Source organism: Streptomyces oceani, from assembly GCF_001751245.1.
Classification (GTDB): Bacteria; Actinomycetota; Actinomycetes; order Streptomycetales; family Streptomycetaceae; genus Streptomyces; species Streptomyces oceani.
In genome coordinates, this window is the sequence record NZ_LJGU01000114.1 from 254,068 (window position 1) to 271,237 (window position 17,170).

Sequence of the window (17,170 nt, forward strand, 5' to 3'; positions counted from 1 at the left end):
CTGGATTCCCTTCGAGGGCGCTGGAGAACTGGCCCCGCCGGCCGACTACAACTGCTCTTCGGCCAGGGTCTCGGCGACCTGCTCCAGGAGGGGGCCGGCGTTCGCCATGCTCTTCCTGGTGTCGGACTCGATCGAACCCAGGGAGTACGCTCTGGCGATCCCGGCACCGCGCAGCGCCGACTCGTCGACACCCAGCCGGCCGCACACCGCGACCACCCGCTTGCCGGCCTTGCGCGCCGCGTCGGCGACCCCGGCTGGCGCCTTGCCGTGCAGGGTTTGCGCGTCCAGCGAGCCCTCTCCTGTGATGACCAGATCCGCCGACTTCAGCGCCTCGGCGAAACCCACTACCTCCAACAGCACCTCGATACCCGGGCGGAACGTGGCGCCCAGGCCCACCAAGGCGCCGTAACCCACGCCGCCGGCGGCTCCGGCGCCGGGCGCCTCCGCCGCCTCCGTCGCGGAGGTGCCCACCGACTCGGCCAGCACCTGCACGAGTTGGGTGAGCCCGGCGTCCAGGACCGCGATGTCCTCCTCGCCGGCGCCCTTCTGCGGCCCGTACACGGCCGCGGCCCCCTTCGGACCGGTCAGTGGGTTGTCGACATCGCTCGCCAGGATGACGTCAACCTGGGCCAGCCGCTCGTCCAGCCCGGAGAGGTCCGCGCTGACCAGCTCCCGCAGCGGGCCACCGCCGTGTGGTACGGGGTCACCGTCCTCGTCCAGGAACTGCGCGCCGAGGGCCTGCAGCATGCCCGTACCGCCGTCGGTCGTGGCCGAACCCCCGACGCCCAGGAGGATGGTGCGGGCTCCGGCGTCGAGTGCCGCCCGCAGCACCTCGCCACAGCCGTAGGTGGTGGCGGTCAGCGGAGCGAAGACCTTCGGGGGCATCAATTGCAGTCCGGACGCCTGAGCCATCTCGATCACGGCGGTGCCGTCCCGTAGCGCGAACGCCGCGGTGACCGGGGCCCCGAGTGGCCCCGTCACCTCCACCTCGTGCCGCTCGAACCCGTCCGCGACCGCCGCCTCGACCGTACCGTCCCCGCCGTCAGCGACAGGCAGGGCGCGAATCTCCAAGTCCGGACGAGCTCGACCCAGACCGACGGTTACGTGCTCAGCCACCTCCACGGCCGTCAGTGATCCCTTGAACTTGTCCGCGGCGATCAGCACGCGGCCCGTGTGAGCCATTGAGTCGTCCCTTGCTGTCGAACAGGCAGTCGCGCCTGGCTGACCCTAACTGTCAAGGGCCTGCCGCCACCAGCGCCCCCGTCAACCTGCTTTGACAGTGCTCGGGTGCCACCGGTTTCCTCCGAGGATGCCCTGGTTTTCAGGCCGGCGAGGAATCGGACTCCCGCGGAGCAGGGCAGAGGGAGTCGAATCGCCGTCAGGGTGATTCGGTGTCCGCCGCGAGGCCTGGCGCCTGACCTCCAGGCAAGTAGACGATCTGGGAGTTGAGGGACCCGCGGGCGGCCTTGTGCCGCGCGGCGAGCCACTCGTGGAGGTCGGACCCCACGGTAGCGAGGGCGTACGAGCGCCACCACGCCCGCTACGGAGCTGGCGTCTCGTCGCCGCCCTCCGTGTGCCGCCGACGGATCCGCATGCCGGGGCGCCGCTGGTGCACGGTGAGGTACGAGAGCCCCGCGTCACCGGCGGTCAGACCGCGGCTGGAGCCCCGTGGCAGCCAGGTCAACAGGCCCTCGGTCAGGACCAGTTCCGACTCGGGCGTACGGAGCGTGCCACGGCCCGCCACGACGAGGAGCAGCACGTCCAGGTCCGGCTCGGCGTGCGTGTCGACGACCTGGCCGGCAGGCAGGTGGACCAGGTTGGAATCCAGTTGCCGTCCGGGCTCCGCCAGCTTCCACAGGACGCCGGCGGACGCCGGTTCGCCGGCCGTACGGGCTCCGGTGTCGCACAGGACGCGGGGCATGGGCGTGTCCGTCGATACGTCGGCGCGGCCAGGCTCCTCCGGCTCCTGGGCTCCGGGCCTCACCGCTCCGCCCCGCCCATGCGCGCCCGCGACAGCTCGGACCCGGCCTCGTGGACGGCCGGGCCCGTCTCGGCGCCCTGGATGTGGACTCCGGACGAGGACGTCATGGTCCTCCCTTCCCGCGTGTTTCGTAGGTTGGCACGTGTGCTGACAGGTGGGCCCGGCTGCCGCTCGGGGGCGGGCGAGACGGCCGTGACCGCTCAGGGGTTCCCCGGGTCCGGCTGGTTGGCGACGGAGAGCAGGATCGCGGAGTCCTCCAGCGCCTCCAGGCTGTGTCGGGCCTGCGGCACGGTCAACAGGGCCCCGTCTCCGCCTTCCGCCGCGTCGTCGCCGCTCGACAGACGTACGTGTCCACGCAGCACCAGCACGGTGGCCTCCCCCGGATTCTCGTGCTCGGCCAGCCCCCGCCCGCCCTTCAGCGCGATCAGGGCCTGCCGCAGGACGCTCCCCCCGCCGCCGTGCACCGTGACGGCGGCGCGTCCCGCCGAGCTCGCCGAAGCACGCGCCATACGCTCGTCGGCCTGTGTGTTCAGATCGGTCACCCGCATCGCGTCGACACGCCTCTCCCCTACTCGACTTGTCCGCCGGCCGGCGGGCCCGACGGTCGCACGCGCCGTGTACCACGGTCGTACCGGCCCAGTACGGCGGTTCACCTCGGCGGGACATCGGCCAAGCACGGGACACGCGGGACGTGTTCAAGACCACGTTAGCTTATGTGGAATCTGAGATTCGTATTAGCTACGGTGAGGCTCATGCGGCTGACGAAGGGCACGGATCTGGCTCTGCGGATCGCCATGCGACTCGCGGTGCTCGACGAGGACGACGCCCCGACCACCCGGGAGGTGGCCAACTCCGTAGACGCGCCGCACAGCCACGCCGCCAAGGTCGTCACGCGCCTCAAGCACCTCGGCGTCATCGAGGCCCGGCGGGGCCGGGGAGGGGGCCTGTACCTCACCACGGCCGGCCGCGGCATGTCGCTCGGCCGGCTCGTGCGCGAACTGGAGGGCGTGGGCGACGTGGTGGAGTGCGAGGGCGCCGCGCCGTGTCCGCTGCGCTCCAACTGCCGGCTGCGGGGAGCCCTGCGCGGCGCCCAGGAAGCGTTCTACGCCGCGCTCGATCCGTACGCCCTGGAGGACCTGGTGGCGGCACCGACCGGACCGGTCCTGCTCGGGCTGCCCATGCGCGCCTGAGCGTACGAGAGTTGACGTCCACGCCCCTCGTCCACCCATCACGAAAAGTCGAATCTCATATACCAGTTTGGAGCCCCGGTCATGCTGTCCGAGGAGTCGGCCGCCACCATCCGCGCGACACTGCCCACGGTGAGCGCCGCCGTCGACGAGATCACCACGCTGCTCTACGAGCGGATGTTCGCCGAGCATCCGGAGCTGCGCCGCGACCTGTTCAACCGGGGCAACCAGGCCAACGGCGCGCAGCAGCGGGCGCTCGCCGGCGCCATCGCCACGTTCGCCTCCGCGCTCGTGGAGCGTCCCGGGGTCCGGCCGGACGCGCTGCTCAGCCGGGTCGCGCACAAGCACGCCTCGCTGGGCATCACCTCCGACCAGTACGTCATCGTGCACCGGCATCTGTTCGCGGCCATCCGGGAGGTGCTCGGCACGGCCGTGACCGAGAAGGTCGCCCGCGCCTGGGACGAGGTGTACTGGCTGATGGCAGGCGCGCTGATCGCCCTGGAGTCCCGGCTGTACGCCGAGTCGGGGACGCCGGACGGCGACGTGTGGCGCACGTACGAGGTGATCGACCGGCACCCGGAGACGGCGGACACCGAGGCGTTCGTCGTACGCCCCACCGATGGGTCACCCGTGCCCGCCTCCAAGCCCGGACAGTACGTCTCGGTGCGGCTCGAGATGCCCGACGGGGCACGCCAGATACGGCAGTACAGCCTGACCGACAACGCGTCCACCCAGGCGCTGCGCTTCGCCGTGCGTCGAGTGACCGGCGACCCGGACGGCGAGGTCTCGCACGGGCTGCACGAGCGGGTGCGCCCCGGCGACACGCTCCGGATCAGCCTCCCGCGTGGCGACGTACAGCTGGACGACAGCGAGCGTCCCGTGCTGCTGGCCTCCGCGGGCATCGGTTGCACCCCGATGATCAGCATGCTGAACGGCCTCGCCGCGACCGACTCGGCACGCCGGGTCATCGCCCTACACGCCGACCGCTCGGAGCGTACGCACGCGTTCCGCGCCGACCTGGAACAGCTGGTCGGCAAGCTGTCACACGCCACCCAACACGTCTGGTACGAGACGCCGGAGGGGCCGTGGCCGAGCGACCGCACCGGGCGGATGGACCTCAGCACGCTCGAACTGCCCGCACACGCCGTGGCCTACCTCTGCGGTCCGCTGCCCTTCCTGCGCTCCTGCCACGCGCAGCTGCTGGCACAGGGCCTCGCACCGGCGGACAGCCACTACGAGGTCTTCGGCCCGGACCTGGTGCTCGACCAGGACTGAGGGCCGGCAACCCGTGCCGGACGCCCGAGCCGGAGCCCTACGGCCCGCGGCACGGGGGAAGCGCCGGTCACCCCGCCCGCGCTCGGTGGTGGATGGGGGTGCCCCCTCAAGGCTGGTCAGTCCTGCGCCAACCCGGCGAACAGGTCCTCAGCCACCGACACCGAGAACGCCCGATCCACCCAGACCCCCAACACCTCCGGATCACCACAACCCGTGATCCGCTCCCGCACCTCGGCCGACACCGTGATCCCCCGGTGCTCCAACACCCGAAGCACCTGGCGCGCCCGCTCCTCAGCCTGACCTTCCGCCTTGCCTTCCGCCTTGCCTTCCGCCTTGCCTTCGGCCACGCCCTCGGACTTGCCCTCCAGATACTTCTCCTCGATGAGCGTCCCACGCCCCGGGAAGTACGTACCGACACTCATCAGCTTCCTCCAGGTGTCTCTCGCCGGGGTGTCGCCGAGAAGGGTTCCGCCACGGCCATACCCCAGAGCGGGACGGCGCCGGGACGCCTGCGCATGACGGCATCAGAGAAGCGTGACCGAACTCGCCGAGTACGGCACCGTCAGTGCGGCGAGTACGGTCACGCGGAGGGTCAGTCCTGCGCCAACCCGGCGAACAGGTCCTCAGCCACCGACACCGAGAACGCCCGATCCACCCAGACCCCCAACACCTCCGGATCACCACAACCCGTGATCCGCTCCCGCACCTCGGCCGACACCGTGATCCCCCGGTGCTCCAACACCCGAAGCACCTGGCGCGCCCGCTCCTCAGCCTGACCTTCCGCCTTGCCTTCCGCCTTGCCTTCCGCCTTGCCTTCGGCCACGCCCTCGGACTTGCCCTCCAGATACTTCTCCTCGATGAGCGTCCCACGCCCCGGGAAGTACGTACCGACACTCATCAGCTTCCTCCAGGTGTCTCTCGCCGGGGTGTCGCCCAGGCCGATCTCCAACAGTTCCGAGTAGTACGCGACCGAACCCGAGTCGGCGGTCCCCAACGCGCACGCCAACGCCTCCAGTATGGCCGGAGCGTTCCGATCCCGGCCATGTGTCAGGGCCGAGAACGTCGCCAGCGTCAGGTCCCGCGCCGCGACCTCGGGGTCGGTGATCACCGGCACGTTCTCCGGACCCAGCACCAGCGGATGCAGCGACAGAACCGTCCAACCAGCCGGACCGAGCCGGAAGGGACCCGCCGCCCAGCCGGCCGTCGCCCGATCCTGGCAGACCACCAACAACAGCGCCGGACACTCGTACTTCGCCTTCAGAAACGACAGGTAGTACGACCAGCTGACCGCCTTGTCCGGGTCATGCCGCCCCTGCGCCTCGATGGCCAACAGGAATCGCTCCCCGTCCGAGGAGGCGATCCGCAACACGCTGTCCACCCGCCGCTCCAACGGCCGGATCTCCGTGGCGTCCGCCGAGAGCACCTCGACCTCGACCTTTGGCGGCAGCGGAACACCCAGGATGCGGAACACGGGCGACAGCAGCTCAGGACGATCCTGGAAGATCCGATGCGCTGCCTCATGACGGGCTGTGACCATGGTCCGACAGTACGAACAACCACCTGCGCAGGACAGGAATCCGCCGCACGATCACCCGACCGAGTGAGCACCGGCCAGGAAGCCCCCGCCAGCCCGGCCGCTCGCCGGCCCTCCTGTTCCAGTGACCTCCCGTCCCGTGCGCTCCTGAGTAATCGTTCGCGTACGCCCCGTCCGGGCCCTACGCTGCGCGCCATGTCAAAGGCACCCGTTCTCACGCCCCGGGCGGACGACTTCCCGCGCTGGTACCAGGACCTGGTCAGCAAGGCCGAGCTGGCNCCAAACGCTCAGCCGCCGCTCTTCGCCTCAGCGGCCCAGACTCAGCCGACGCCACACCGCCCGGGCCGCGTGGTGCCCGGACATGCCGTGTACGCCCGGCCCCGGCGGCGTCGCCGAGGAGCACAGGAAGACCGCGGGGTGCGCGGTGGCGTACGGGACCCGGGACAGCTTGGGACGCAGCAGCAACTGCAGCCCGCTCGCGGCGCCACAGGCGATGTCACCCCCGACGTAGTTGGCGTTCCGGCGGGCCAACTCCTGCGGACCCGTGGTCGCTCGGGCCAGCACCCGGTCCCGGAAACCCGGGGCGAACCGGTCGAGCTGCCGCTCCACCAGTTCGGTCGCGTCGCCCGCCCAGCCGTTCGGCACGTGCCCGTACGCCCAGAAGGTCTGCTTGCCCTCCGGCGCCCGGCTCGGGTCCACCACGCTGGGCTGCGTGGTGATCAGGAACGGCCGGTCCGGGTCCCGACCCTGCACGGCGCGACGCATGGCGTCGTCGATCACGCCCGCGGTGGGCCCCACGTGCACGGTCGTCGCGCGTCGCGCGGCCTCGTCGAGCCACGGCACCGGGCCGTCCAGGGCGTAGTCGATCTTGAACACGCTGGGGCCGTACCGGTAGCCGTCGTAGGCATTGCCCAATCCGGCGATCCGGGCCAGCGCGGTCGGCGCGGTGTCGAAGACGTACGCGCGGGCGGGCGGCAGTTCGTCCAGCCGCTTGACCGTCACCCCGGTGTGGAGGGTGCCGCCCAGTTCACGCAGGTACCCGGCGAGCGCGTCGGACACCGACTGCGATCCGCCGCGCGCTACCGGCCAACCGTGCGCGTGGCCCGCGAGAGCGAAGACCAGCGCGATACCGGCGGTCGCGAACGTACTGGTGGGCGCGATGACATGGGCGGCCAGCCCGGCGAACAACCCGCGGGCCCGCTCGCCGTGGAACCGGCGGCTGACCCAGGACGCCGGCTGCAGGCCGGCCAGCCCGAACCGCGCCAGCGCGAGGGGATCACGGGGAAAGCCACCGTTGAACGCCGAGCCGAGCCCCAGGAAGTCCTCGCACAGCCGCTCCCAGTTGGCGAGGTGCGGCGTCACCAGCCGACGGTACGCCCCGGCGTCCCGTGAACCCAGCGAGGCGGCCGTACGCGCCACTGAGCGGGCCAGCACGGCGGCGTCGCCATCCGGGAAGGGGTGCGCCATCGGCAGCTCGGACTGCAGCCACTCCAGCCCGTGCCGCTCCAGCGGCATGCCGCGGAAGGCGGGTGAGGCGATGCCCAGCGGGTGCCCGGCCGAGCAGGTGTCGTGCCGGAAGCCGGGCAGCGTCAGCTCCTCCGTACGAGCCCCGCCGCCCGCCGTGTCCAGCGCCTCGAAGACCTCCACCGAGAAGCCACGCCGGGCCAGTTCGACCGCCGCGGACAGCCCGTTCGGCCCCGCGCCCACCACTACCGCGTCCCGGATCGACCGCACCTTCGGCTCTCCCCTCGCCGCCTCGCTCAGCCGCCCTGCTGAAGCAGCCCCAGGATACGCCGGGCCGTCGCGGCGTCCCGCGCGGCGGTGAACGGCAGCGCGTTCCCGCCGGCCAGTTGGAACGGCTTGTCCAACAGCGTGCCGCTGGTGCCGCCCGCCTCCGCCACCAACAAAAGTCCCGCCGCGTGGTCCCAGGCGTTCTCCCAGGAGAACGCCAGCGCGTCGACCTCGCCCCTGGCGACCTTCAGATACTCCAGCCCCGCCGACCCGCAGGGCCGTGGCGCGACGCCCTCGGTCCACAACACACTCAGCGCGCGCTTCTCGTCATCGGTGGTGAAGTCGGGGTGGGAGGTGGCCACTTCGAGAACCGCACCGGGTTCCGGAGCACCCGTGAACAGCGCCTCGCCGTTCAGCGTCGCGCCTCCGTTCAGTCGGGCGACGGCCATCAGGTCCGGCACCGGGGCGTACGTCCAGGACGCCAGCAGCTCCCCGTGGTGCGCCAACGCCACCAGCGTGCAGAAGCCGGACTCACCGCGTACGAACTGCCGGGTGCCGTCCACCGGGTCCACGATCCAGACCGGGTCCGTACCGCGCAGTGCCTCGTACGAAGCCGGGTCGGCGGCCACCGCCTCCTCTCCCACCACCACGGAGCCGGGCAGCAGCTCGGTCAGCGCACGTGTGAGGGACTCCTCCGCCTGCCGGTCGGCGACGGTCACCAGGTCGTGCGGACCGTTCTTCTCCACCACCTCGTGCGCGGCCAGCTGCCGCCAGCGGGGCATGACCTCCTCGGCCATGGCCTTTCGTACGGCTTCCTCGACACCGGCGACCAGCGCATCATCGACCATGCGCTCCATGGAAGCACGTCGGGTCGGCGGCCGAGGCGGCGACGTACTGGCCACGGGGTGAACGGGCGGTGGCCGGCCGGCCGTATCGTGTACGCGATCCGGTGTGGGAAGGGGAGCGTCATGCACGGTGAGTACAAGGTTCCGGGCGGCAAGCTGGTCGTGGTGGATTTGGAGGAGCGTGCCGGGGTGCTGCGCGACGTCCAGGTGGCCGGCGACTTCTTCCTGGAGCCGGACGAGGCGCTCTTCGCCATCTCCAGGGCCTTGGAGGGCGCGCCCGGGACGCTGAGCACCGAGGACCTCGCCGGACGGGCCAGGGCCGCGCTCCCCGAGGGCACGATGATGTACGGCCTCACCGCCGAAGGGGTCGCCATCGCCGTCCGGCGTGCGCTCGCGGAGGCCACCGACTGGGCCGACTACGACTGGCGGTTGGTCCACGCGGCCCCCCAGCCGCCAGCGCTGCACATGGCGCTCGACCAGGTGCTCACCGAGGAGGTCGCCGCCGGCCGCCGCCCGCCGACGCTGCGAATCTGGGAGTGGGGCGCCCCGGCGGTCATCATCGGCAGCTTCCAGTCCCTGCGGAACGAGGTCGACCCCGAGGGCGCCGCTCGGCACGGCATCGAGGTCGTACGGCGCATCTCGGGCGGCGGCGCCATGTTCGTGGAGAGCGGCAACACGGTCACCTACTCCCTCAGCGCCCCGGCCTCCCTCGTGTCCGGACTGTCCTTCACCGACTCGTACGCCTATCTCGACGCGTGGGTGCTGGACGCGCTGGGCGACATGGGCATCAAGGCGTGGTACCAGCCGCTCAACGACATCGCGACGGAGGCCGGCAAGATCGCCGGCGCGGCACAGAAACGCGTGGTCGGTCCCGACGGCGGCCCCGGCGCCGTACTCCACCACGTGACCATGGCCTACGACATCGACGCGGACAAGATGCTGGACGTGCTCCGGGTCGGCAAGGAGAAGCTGTCGGACAAGGGCACGAAGAGCGCGAAGAAGCGGGTGGACCCGCTTCGACGCCAGACGGGCCTCGCCCGTGAGGCGGTCATCGAGCGCATGGTCGACTCGTTCCGGAGTCGTTACGGCCTCGCCCAGGACCACGTCACGACCGAGGAGATGACCCGCGCGGAACACCTCGCCGCCACCAAGTTCGGCACCGCCGAATGGACCGCCCGCGTCCCCTGACTGCCCTACGTCGTCCCGGGCGCCGCCGGCGCGGCAGAGCCCCCGCGGGCCAGTATGCTCGCGGGCACCGCGGCGAGGACGAAGAGCACTCCCGCCATCGCCACGTAGAGGTACACGCCGGTCGCCGTACTCACCGGGGCGCCATCGGCGGACATCCCGGGAATCCGGCTCGCTTTGAGCACCTCGCCCCCGGCGAAGGTGAAGACGACCGAGCCGAGGGCGAGTACGACGGACACCAGGCCGGCGGTCGTACCCTGCCGTTCTGGTGCTTCGAGGCTGGTCGCCAGGTTGTAGCCGGAGGCGCCGATCGCGCCGGCGGCCATGCCGACCAAGGCGCCACAGGCGATCGCCAGCGGGAGCGTCGACACCCCCGCCAGCATCGCGAACGTCGCCACCGCCCCGAGAGCGATGCCGCCGAGCAGGGCCGGCGCCGGACCGAACCGGCCCGCGACCCATCCGGCGCAGGTGCCGCCGATGACGATGCCGAGATTGGGCGTGGCGAGCAGCACGGCGACCGCTTCGCCGTCACCCAGCCCGTAACCGAGTCCGAGGTCGGGGGGCACCTGGGCGACGATGCCCGTCAGTTGCAGCATGCTCCGGAACGATCCCGCCGCCAGGACCAGGGCCAGCAGCGTCAGCAGGATCGGTCGGGTGAGTGCTCGGATCTCGATGATGGGTTCGTCGACCCGCGGCGCGAGGAACGCCCAGCCGGCCAAGGCGGCGACACCAGCCGCCAGCAACGCGATCATGCCGCCGGACAGCCATCCGAGGTCACTCCCGAGGCTGGTATAGGCGAGTACCGCGCCGAGGCCGCCGCCGAGCAGGAGCGCCCCGACCAGGTCGATCCGGCCGGTACCGCGGATCGGCGACTCCGGGATGACGGAGCGTACGCACAGAGCGGCCCCCGCGGCGAGCAGCGCCGCCACGACGAACACGCTCCGGTAGCCGAACATGTCGATGATCGGCCGCATCAGGAACGGCTCGACGATCCCGACGATCGACGAGCCGGACGTCACGATCCCGACCATGGCCATCGCCACCCCGGGAGTGCAGATCTGGCGCGCGAGGGCCACCGTGATGAAGATCGCGGCCAGGGCTGCGCCCTGGAGGAAGCGCCCCACCAGGAAGATCCAGACGTTGGGGGCGACGAGGCAGATCAGCGCTCCGGCGCAGGCGAGGAGCAACGTGCCGATGAGCATCCGACGTTTGCCGAAGAGGTCGGAGCTCCTAGCGAGCAACGGCGACCAGATGGCCCCGGCGAGCATCGCGCTCGCGTTCAGCCACGCGGCCTGGTCGGTATCGAAGTGATCCAGTAACTGGGGCAGGACCATCATGGGCGAGCCGATGGCCACGTCGGCCAGGACGTTGGCGAGTGTGAGCACGGCCGCCCACCGGACGAGTCGTCCGCTCCAGCGGTCCTCCTTGGCACGGGGTGCGGGTTTCTCCAGTGTGTCGTTCAGCATGTGTTCGTCTCCTGCCGGTGGGAAGTGCGGGCCCTGCGTCGGCACGCCCGAGGGCGGCGGGCGCGGGTGGTGTGGGTTGCCGGTGGTACGGCTTCCGGGTGGCGGGCGGGCGGCACGCCGTACGGGGTCGGGCCACCGGGCGGCCTGCCGGAGCCCTGGGGCGTGGGCCGCGGGACGCCGGGCAGACGGGTGAGCCTCCGTCACCTCGCGCCGCGGTCAGGGCGCGCCGACGTCGGCTGCTCGCAGCGCCTCGTCGCGGGCGGCGATGTCGTCCCAGGTGACCGGCAGCATGCGCTCGCGACCGCCGTCGACACGGCCTTGGGCGAAGGTGACGTAGGGGCGCTGCCGGGCCTCGTACCGTGCGAACGCGGCGGTGTGGTCATGGTCGTGCCCTTCGAGTTCCTCGGCGAGGAAGCGGGCGCCGGTGAGGGCGAGTGAGGTGCCCCGACCGGAGAGGAACGCCGGACTGTAGCCGGCGTCCCCGACGAGGGCGACGCGACCGCAGTGCCAGGAGGGCAGGCGGATCTGGCTCGCGGGGGTGAGATAGAAGTCGGGATCGGCGCGGGCCACCTCCAGTAGTTCCGGAATCCGCCACGACCGGTAGCCCGAGAAGGCGTCGAGAAGGATCTGCTTCTGGGCCACCAGGTCGTGGTGGTCGTAGTCGATCGGTTCCGAGCGGAACTGGAAGACCGCGACGGCCCTGCCCCCGTACCGGAAGACGCCCACCATCCGGCCGGGGACGTTATGTATCGAGTTGACGCCCCCCGATCGCGCCTCGCCGGGGTGGTACGCGAGGGCGAAGTAGACACCGAGGTGTCGGAGACAGCGCTCCTCGGGGCCGAACACCAGCCCGCGTACCGCGGAGTGCTGCCCGTCGGCGCCGAGCACCAGGTCGTACCGCTCGGTGTGGCCTGAAGTGAAACGCACGTCGACACCGCCGGTGTCGCCGCCGTCATCACCGCCGTCGTGCAGCGATGCGATCGAGTCGCCGAAGCGGATCCCCACGGTGTACGGCAGCGCGTCGGCGAGGACGCGCACGAGGTCCTCGCGGAGCAGCTCGACGTCGTCATCGGAGTCGTTGACCTCCGCCATCGGGATACGGCCGATCGGCGCGCCCCCGCTGTCGACGAAGCGGGTGAGTTCGGACATCCGGACCCGCCGCTCCCGGATCCTGCCGAGCAGTCCCATCTTGTCCACGGCCCCGATCGCGTCGCCGCGGATGTCGATGGGCGTGCCCGTGAGCCGGAGGTGGCGGGCGTACTCGACCACGGTGACGTCATGGCCGCGGGTGCTGAGCTCGAGTGCGCAGGCGAGTCCGGCGATACCGGCTCCGGAGATCAGGATGTCCACTTGTGCGCTCCAGGGTTCGCTGGGACCAGATACTAAAGCGACTAACTGTTGCTTTTAAGCAGCCTACTGGTGACCGGCTTGCACCGCAACGCAGCACCTGGCGACAATCGGCATTCGACGAAGAACAGGAGGTGAGCGCGGCGATGGCCGAGGGGATCGCTGACCGGCCGCCCGCGCGGCGCCCTGGTGGTCGCAGCGCGCGCGTGAGAGCGCAGATCCTCGCCGCGACCGCCGAACTCGTGGCACGCGACGGCGTCGCGGGCTTCCGCTACGAGGAGGTCGCCGAGCTCGCCGGCGTGCACAAGACCAGCGTCTACCGCAACTGGCCCGACCGCGAGGAGTTGGTGGCCGAAGCCCTGTTGCGCTATGCCGAGGATCTCGCCTCGGTCGCCGACACCGGCGACCTCCACCGGGACTTGGTGGACTTCCTGTTGGCCCTCGCCGGCGGCCTGGAGACCCCGTTCGGCCAGACGCTCGAGCAGGCCGTCCTGCCCGCCCACCAGAGCCCCACCGTCCGGCAGGCGCTGAGCAGGATCCTCGACCAACGGGTGGCCGCCCTGCGCCGGCGGGTGGACACCGCCGTCGACCGAGGCGAACTTCCCCCGGTCGACAGCTCCTTCCTCGGCGAGATGATCTCCGGCCCGGTACACCTCATCGTCAACCGCGGCCAACGCGCGTTCGCCCGTACGGACGCTGAGCGCGTCGTCGGCGTGGTGCTCGCCGGCATCCGGGCCACGGCACCGCACGACTGAGCAATCGCCCGCCGGCCCGTCAAGGGCGGACGACGGCCCGTGACGCTCCTGCGCGACGCCTCAGTCGAGGCAGAACTCGTTCCCCTCGACGTCCCGCATCACGAGGCACGACTCCTCGACGCCATCCGCGGGCAGGAGCCGCACGCGTGCCGCGCCGAGCGCGACCAGCCGCGCGCACTCGGCCTCGAGCACGGCGAGGCGCTCCTCACCCACGAGCCCGGTGCCGACCCGTACGTCAAGATGGAGCCGATTCTTGACGACCTTCTCCTCGGGCACACGCTGGAAGAACAGCCGCGGGCCCTCCCCCGAGGGATCAACGCAGGCGAACGCCGAACCCTGGCTCTCGGGCGGCAGCGAGCGATCGAAGTCGCCCCACGTAGCGAAACCCTCGGGCGGCGGCGGCACGACGTACCCCAACACCTCGCACCAGAAACGAGCGACACGCTCTGGTTCGGCACAATCGAAGGTGATCTGGAGCTGCTTGACCGACGCCATCTTTCCAGCATAGCGGCGCGTGCCACCCCGGAACCACCCGGCGTGTCGCGGGACATGGGCTCGCCTCGGCTGTCCTCCAGCAGGACCTGCCAGCCACAGCGGACTAACGGTGTTCCGGGTTGGCGTGGCCGGCGTGGCAGCCGGCGTCCCACTCCGAACGCCTGTTGCCGTACGGGGGGACGCCTCCGTTGCGGCGCAGCATCGAGGCCAGGTGCAGGAGGTTGTACGTCATGAAGGTGGTGTTCCGGTTGGTGAACTCGTTCTCCGGTCCCCCTGAGCCCGGGTCGAGGTACGACGGTCCCGGGCCGACCTCGCCGATCCAGCCGGCGTCGGCCTGCGGTGGGATGGTGTAGCCGATGTGCTGGAGGCCGTACAGGACACTCATCGAGCAGTGCTTGATACCGTCCTCGTTTCCGGTGATCAAGCAGCCACCGACTCTGCCGTAGTAGGCGTACTGGCCGCGCTCGTTGAGCACTCCGGAGTAGCCGTAGAGACGCTCGATCACGTGTCGCATCACCGAGCTGTTCTCCCCGAGCCAGATCGGGCCCGCGAGCACCAGGATGTCGGCGGCCAGCACACGCCGCAGCAGGGCGGGCCACTCGTCGCGGTCCCAGCCGTGTTCGGTCATGTCGGGGCGTACGCCAACGGCGATGTCGTGGTCGACGGCGCGGATCTGGTCCACCTCCACACCGTTGTCGTGCATGAGCGCCACGCTTCGGTCCACCAGTCCCTGGGTGTTGCTGGGCTCGGGCGTACGGTTCAGCGAGCAGTTGACGTACATCGCCCGGAGCCCGGTGAAGTCCACGGCCACGGGCTGGGAGTCGTCTCGGGACATCCCTCGTTCTCCTTCGGTTCGGGCCCCTGAAGCGGGCGGCCCGGGGTCGGAAACGGGTCGCGAGGCTGTGGGGGCGTTCAGCTGGGATGTGCTCGGTCAGGCACCGCCGCCCGGCGATCCGCCCAGCAGCCGCTGCATGGCGGTGAGTTCCTCCGTGAAAGCGTCCCTCCGCTGGCGGGTGCCACAGCCCTGGACCAGGCGGGCGAAGTCGGTTGCCGCGTTCGTGATGCGCTGCCCGAGGGCGGCGTTGGTCTGAGCCCCGAAGTCGTCGGTGGCGGCGTAGACGCCCCGGGGCGAGACGATGGCGTGCAGGTAGGAGAACATCGGCCGCAGCGCGTGTTCGAGGACGAGGGAATGGCGTTCGGTTCCGCCGGTGGCCCCGATGAGGACGGGCATGTCCGTGAACGTCTCCTCCGGCAGCACGTCGAAGAAGCACTTGAACAGACCGCTGAAGGACGCGTTGAAGGCGGGCGTGACGGCTATGACCCCGTCGGCGCTCGCCACCGTCTCGAACGCGTCCTCCAGCGGGCCGGTGGGGAAACCGGTCAGTGTCGCGTCCATGACGGCCCGCCCCAGGGGCCGGAGTTCCACGAACGACGACTCGACCTGTTCGCCCGGGTGGGCCTCCAACGCCGTACGAACGGCGGCCTCGAGTCGATCCGCGAGGAGGCGGGTCGAGGAGGGCTCGCGGAGGCCACCGCTGATGATCGCCAGTCGGGTCATGCCGCGCTCATTCCCTTCGCTTGTCGGTGGCTCCGGACACCGGCGTCGGTTCCGGGCGCCGGGCGCGTAGTAGTGCGGCGTGGGTCGGTGCGGCCGGTACGTCAGCGGGCCGGCCCGCGGCGAACTCCTCGCGGAGGACCGGAAGCACCTCCTCCCCGAGCAGGTCGAGCTGCTCCAGTACGGTCTTGAGCGGCAGCCCGGCGTGGTCTACGAGGAACAACTGCCGCTGGTAGTCACCGACGTACTCGCGGAAGCCGAGGGTCTTCTCGATGACCTGCGCGGGCGAGCCGACGGTCAGCGGCGTCCGTGAGCTGAACTCCTCCAGCGAGGGCCCGTGCCCGTAGACGGGCGCGTTGTCGAAGTAGGGCCGGAACTCCTCGACGGCGTCCTGGCTGTTGCGCCGCATGAAGACGTGCCCGCCGAGTCCCACGATGGCCTGCTCCGCGCTGCCGTGGCCGTGGTGTGCGAATCGGCGGCGGTAGAGCTGCACCATGCGCTTGGTGTGGGAGGCCGGCCAGAAGATGTGGTTGGCGAAGAACCCGTCCCCGTAGTACGCCGCCAGTTCCGCGATATCGGGCGTACGGATCGACCCGTGCCACACGAAGGGCGGTACGCCGTCCAGCGGGCGGGGCGCGAGAGTGAAGCCCCGCAGCGGGGTACGGAACTCGCCCTCCCAGTCCACCACCTCCTCCCGCCACAGGCGCCGCAGCAGCCCGTAGTTCTCGACGGTCAGCGGCACGGCCTGGCGGATGTCCTGCCCGAACCAGGGGTAGACCGGGCCCATGTTCCCCCGTCCCAGCATGATGTCGGCACGGCCGCCGGAGACGTGCTGCAGCACGCTGAAATCCTCAGCGATCTTCACCGGGTCGTTCGTGGTGATGAGCGTCGTCGAGGTGGAGAGAATGATCCGTTCGGTCTGCGCGGCGATGTGGCCGAGCAGAGTGGTCGGTGACGAGGGCACGAACGGCGGATTGTGGTGCTCCCCGGTGGCGAAAACGTCCAGGCCGACCTCTTCTGCCTTCCGTGCGATGGCCAGGGTGGCCTGGATACGCTCCGCCTCGCTGGGGGTCGTGCCGGTTGTGGGATCCTGGGTGACGTCGCCGACGGTGAAGACGCCGAACTGCATGTCGCTCATCACGCGGACCTTTCCGTAACGCGGTTACACCGAACGAGCGGCCGTCCCGGTCCGCGAACTTCGTGTCACGGCGGGCTCGTTCCGGCGGGTGGGTCGGCGAGGACGCCGTGGAGGAGGCCGGTGGACTGGCCGACCTCGATCAGATAGCCGTCGGGGTCGCGCATATAGCAGCGCACCTCGGCCCTACGGTCGACGGGCGCCGTCAGGAACTGGGCGCCCTTCGCGCTCCAATCCTCGTAGCAGGCCTGGATGTCGGCCACCCTGATGTTGAGGAAGCTGCTGGCCGGTCCCGAGCCCTCGGGCGGGCGCAGTGTGATCCCGGGCTTGTCGGGAGTGGGACCGCCGCCTGGGTTCATCAGGATCCAGGCGTTGGCGAGTTTGACGATGCACGGGTTCTCGGCAAGCACCACTTCGCCGCCCAGGAGGTCGGCGTAGAAGGCTCGGGAACGCGCCACGTCGGCCACGGTGAGGTAGTGGGTGAGCAGGATCCCCGTCTCCGGAGCCGGCACGTCCGCGCGGCGCATATGCACCTTCCTCTCAGTCCCGGTGTTGAGCGTGTGACACCGCCCTGGCGTGCTCGTGCTTCTGCCGAGAACGGCTCGCCTTCTGAAGGTGGCAGCGCGGTCCGGATCGCACCACGGCTCGCGAGCCAACCGGGTTTCCCTCGCTCCACCGG

18 protein-coding genes are annotated in these 17,170 nt (G+C 70.7%); 4 read left to right on the forward strand and 14 right to left on the reverse strand.

Translation table 11 applies throughout. The annotated features are described in order from the left end of the window. Positions 1-45: 45 nt before the first annotated feature. The 3 genes from AN216_RS08415 to AN216_RS08425 form a co-directional block, all read right to left on the reverse strand. On the reverse strand, positions 46-1,182 hold the full coding sequence (locus tag AN216_RS08415) for a glycerate kinase (RefSeq protein ID WP_070195967.1): 1,137 nt from the start codon (positions 1,180-1,182) through the stop codon (positions 46-48). Between the two features lie 358 nt (positions 1,183-1,540). Beyond that, positions 1,541-1,921, reverse strand: coding sequence for a hypothetical protein (locus AN216_RS08420; RefSeq protein WP_070195968.1), 381 nt, complete (start codon positions 1,919-1,921; stop codon positions 1,541-1,543). Between the two features lie 260 nt (positions 1,922-2,181). After that, positions 2,182-2,529, reverse strand: coding sequence for a cupin domain-containing protein (locus AN216_RS08425; RefSeq protein ID WP_070195969.1), 348 nt, complete (start codon positions 2,527-2,529; stop codon positions 2,182-2,184). A gap of 204 nt (positions 2,530-2,733) precedes the next feature. On the opposite strand from AN216_RS08425, the gene AN216_RS08430 reads away from it, so the two are divergent. Together AN216_RS08430 and AN216_RS08435 are read left to right on the forward strand one after the other, a co-directional pair. Continuing rightward, positions 2,734-3,171, forward strand: a complete 438-nt coding sequence (locus AN216_RS08430) for an RrF2 family transcriptional regulator (RefSeq protein WP_070195970.1) — start codon at positions 2,734-2,736, stop codon at positions 3,169-3,171. A gap of 81 nt (positions 3,172-3,252) precedes the next feature. Continuing rightward, a complete protein-coding gene (locus AN216_RS08435; protein WP_070195971.1) occupies positions 3,253-4,443 on the forward strand; it encodes a globin domain-containing protein in 1,191 nt (396 codons plus the stop codon). Between the two features lie 116 nt (positions 4,444-4,559). On the opposite strand, the gene AN216_RS08440 is transcribed toward AN216_RS08435, so the two are convergent. From AN216_RS08440 to AN216_RS08455, 4 genes are all read right to left on the reverse strand, one after another. Then, positions 4,560-4,865 carry a hypothetical protein gene (locus tag AN216_RS08440; protein ID WP_070195972.1) on the reverse strand — a complete coding sequence of 102 codons (306 nt, stop codon included), beginning with the start codon at positions 4,863-4,865 and terminating at the stop codon, positions 4,560-4,562. 170 nt (positions 4,866-5,035) lie between these two features. Next, entirely contained in the window at positions 5,036-5,980 is a 945-nt protein-coding gene (locus tag AN216_RS08445) for an RpnC/YadD family protein (RefSeq protein WP_070195973.1), read from the reverse strand. Positions 5,981-6,283: 303 nt separating this feature from the next. Further along, the gene (locus AN216_RS08450) at positions 6,284-7,711 is read right to left on the reverse strand and encodes a phytoene desaturase family protein (protein WP_070195974.1); all 1,428 of its coding nucleotides are present in this window, start codon (positions 7,709-7,711) and stop codon (positions 6,284-6,286) included. Between the two features lie 26 nt (positions 7,712-7,737). After that, positions 7,738-8,556 (reverse strand): inositol monophosphatase family protein, encoded by an 819-nt coding sequence (locus AN216_RS08455; RefSeq protein ID WP_070196120.1) that lies wholly within the window; start codon positions 8,554-8,556, stop codon positions 7,738-7,740. A gap of 120 nt (positions 8,557-8,676) precedes the next feature. Between AN216_RS08455 and AN216_RS08460 the strand changes: the two genes are divergently transcribed. Beyond that, positions 8,677-9,741, forward strand: coding sequence for a lipoate-protein ligase LplAB (locus tag AN216_RS08460; RefSeq protein ID WP_070195975.1), 1,065 nt, complete (start codon positions 8,677-8,679; stop codon positions 9,739-9,741). Positions 9,742-9,746: 5 nt separating this feature from the next. On the opposite strand, the gene AN216_RS08465 is transcribed toward AN216_RS08460, so the two are convergent. Then, positions 9,747-11,204, reverse strand: coding sequence for an MFS transporter (locus AN216_RS08465; RefSeq protein ID WP_070195976.1), 1,458 nt, complete (start codon positions 11,202-11,204; stop codon positions 9,747-9,749). Positions 11,205-11,420: 216 nt separating this feature from the next. Continuing rightward, entirely contained in the window at positions 11,421-12,554 is a 1,134-nt protein-coding gene (locus AN216_RS08470) for an FAD-dependent oxidoreductase (protein ID WP_070195977.1), read from the reverse strand. Between the two features lie 203 nt (positions 12,555-12,757). Here AN216_RS08470 and AN216_RS08475 point away from each other — a divergent pair, with 203 nt between their 5' ends. Beyond that, positions 12,758-13,306 (forward strand): TetR/AcrR family transcriptional regulator, encoded by a 549-nt coding sequence (locus AN216_RS08475; protein WP_244502369.1) that lies wholly within the window; start codon positions 12,758-12,760, stop codon positions 13,304-13,306. A gap of 60 nt (positions 13,307-13,366) precedes the next feature. Here AN216_RS08475 and AN216_RS08480 read toward each other — a convergent pair whose 3' ends face one another. From AN216_RS08480 to AN216_RS08500, 5 genes are all read right to left on the reverse strand, one after another. Continuing rightward, entirely contained in the window at positions 13,367-13,801 is a 435-nt protein-coding gene (locus AN216_RS08480; RefSeq protein ID WP_070195979.1) for a VOC family protein, read from the reverse strand. 103 nt (positions 13,802-13,904) lie between these two features. After that, positions 13,905-14,636, reverse strand: coding sequence for a flavodoxin family protein (locus AN216_RS08485; RefSeq protein WP_070195980.1), 732 nt, complete (start codon positions 14,634-14,636; stop codon positions 13,905-13,907). Between the two features lie 96 nt (positions 14,637-14,732). Next, positions 14,733-15,359, reverse strand: a complete 627-nt coding sequence (locus AN216_RS08490) for a CE1759 family FMN reductase (protein WP_070195981.1) — start codon at positions 15,357-15,359, stop codon at positions 14,733-14,735. 7 nt (positions 15,360-15,366) lie between these two features. After that, positions 15,367-16,485, reverse strand: a complete 1,119-nt coding sequence (locus AN216_RS08495; protein ID WP_070196121.1) for an LLM class flavin-dependent oxidoreductase — start codon at positions 16,483-16,485, stop codon at positions 15,367-15,369. A 74-nt stretch (positions 16,486-16,559) separates the two neighbouring features. Continuing rightward, on the reverse strand, positions 16,560-17,018 hold the full coding sequence (locus AN216_RS08500) for a VOC family protein (protein ID WP_070195982.1): 459 nt from the start codon (positions 17,016-17,018) through the stop codon (positions 16,560-16,562). Between the last annotated feature and the right edge of the window lie 152 nt (positions 17,019-17,170).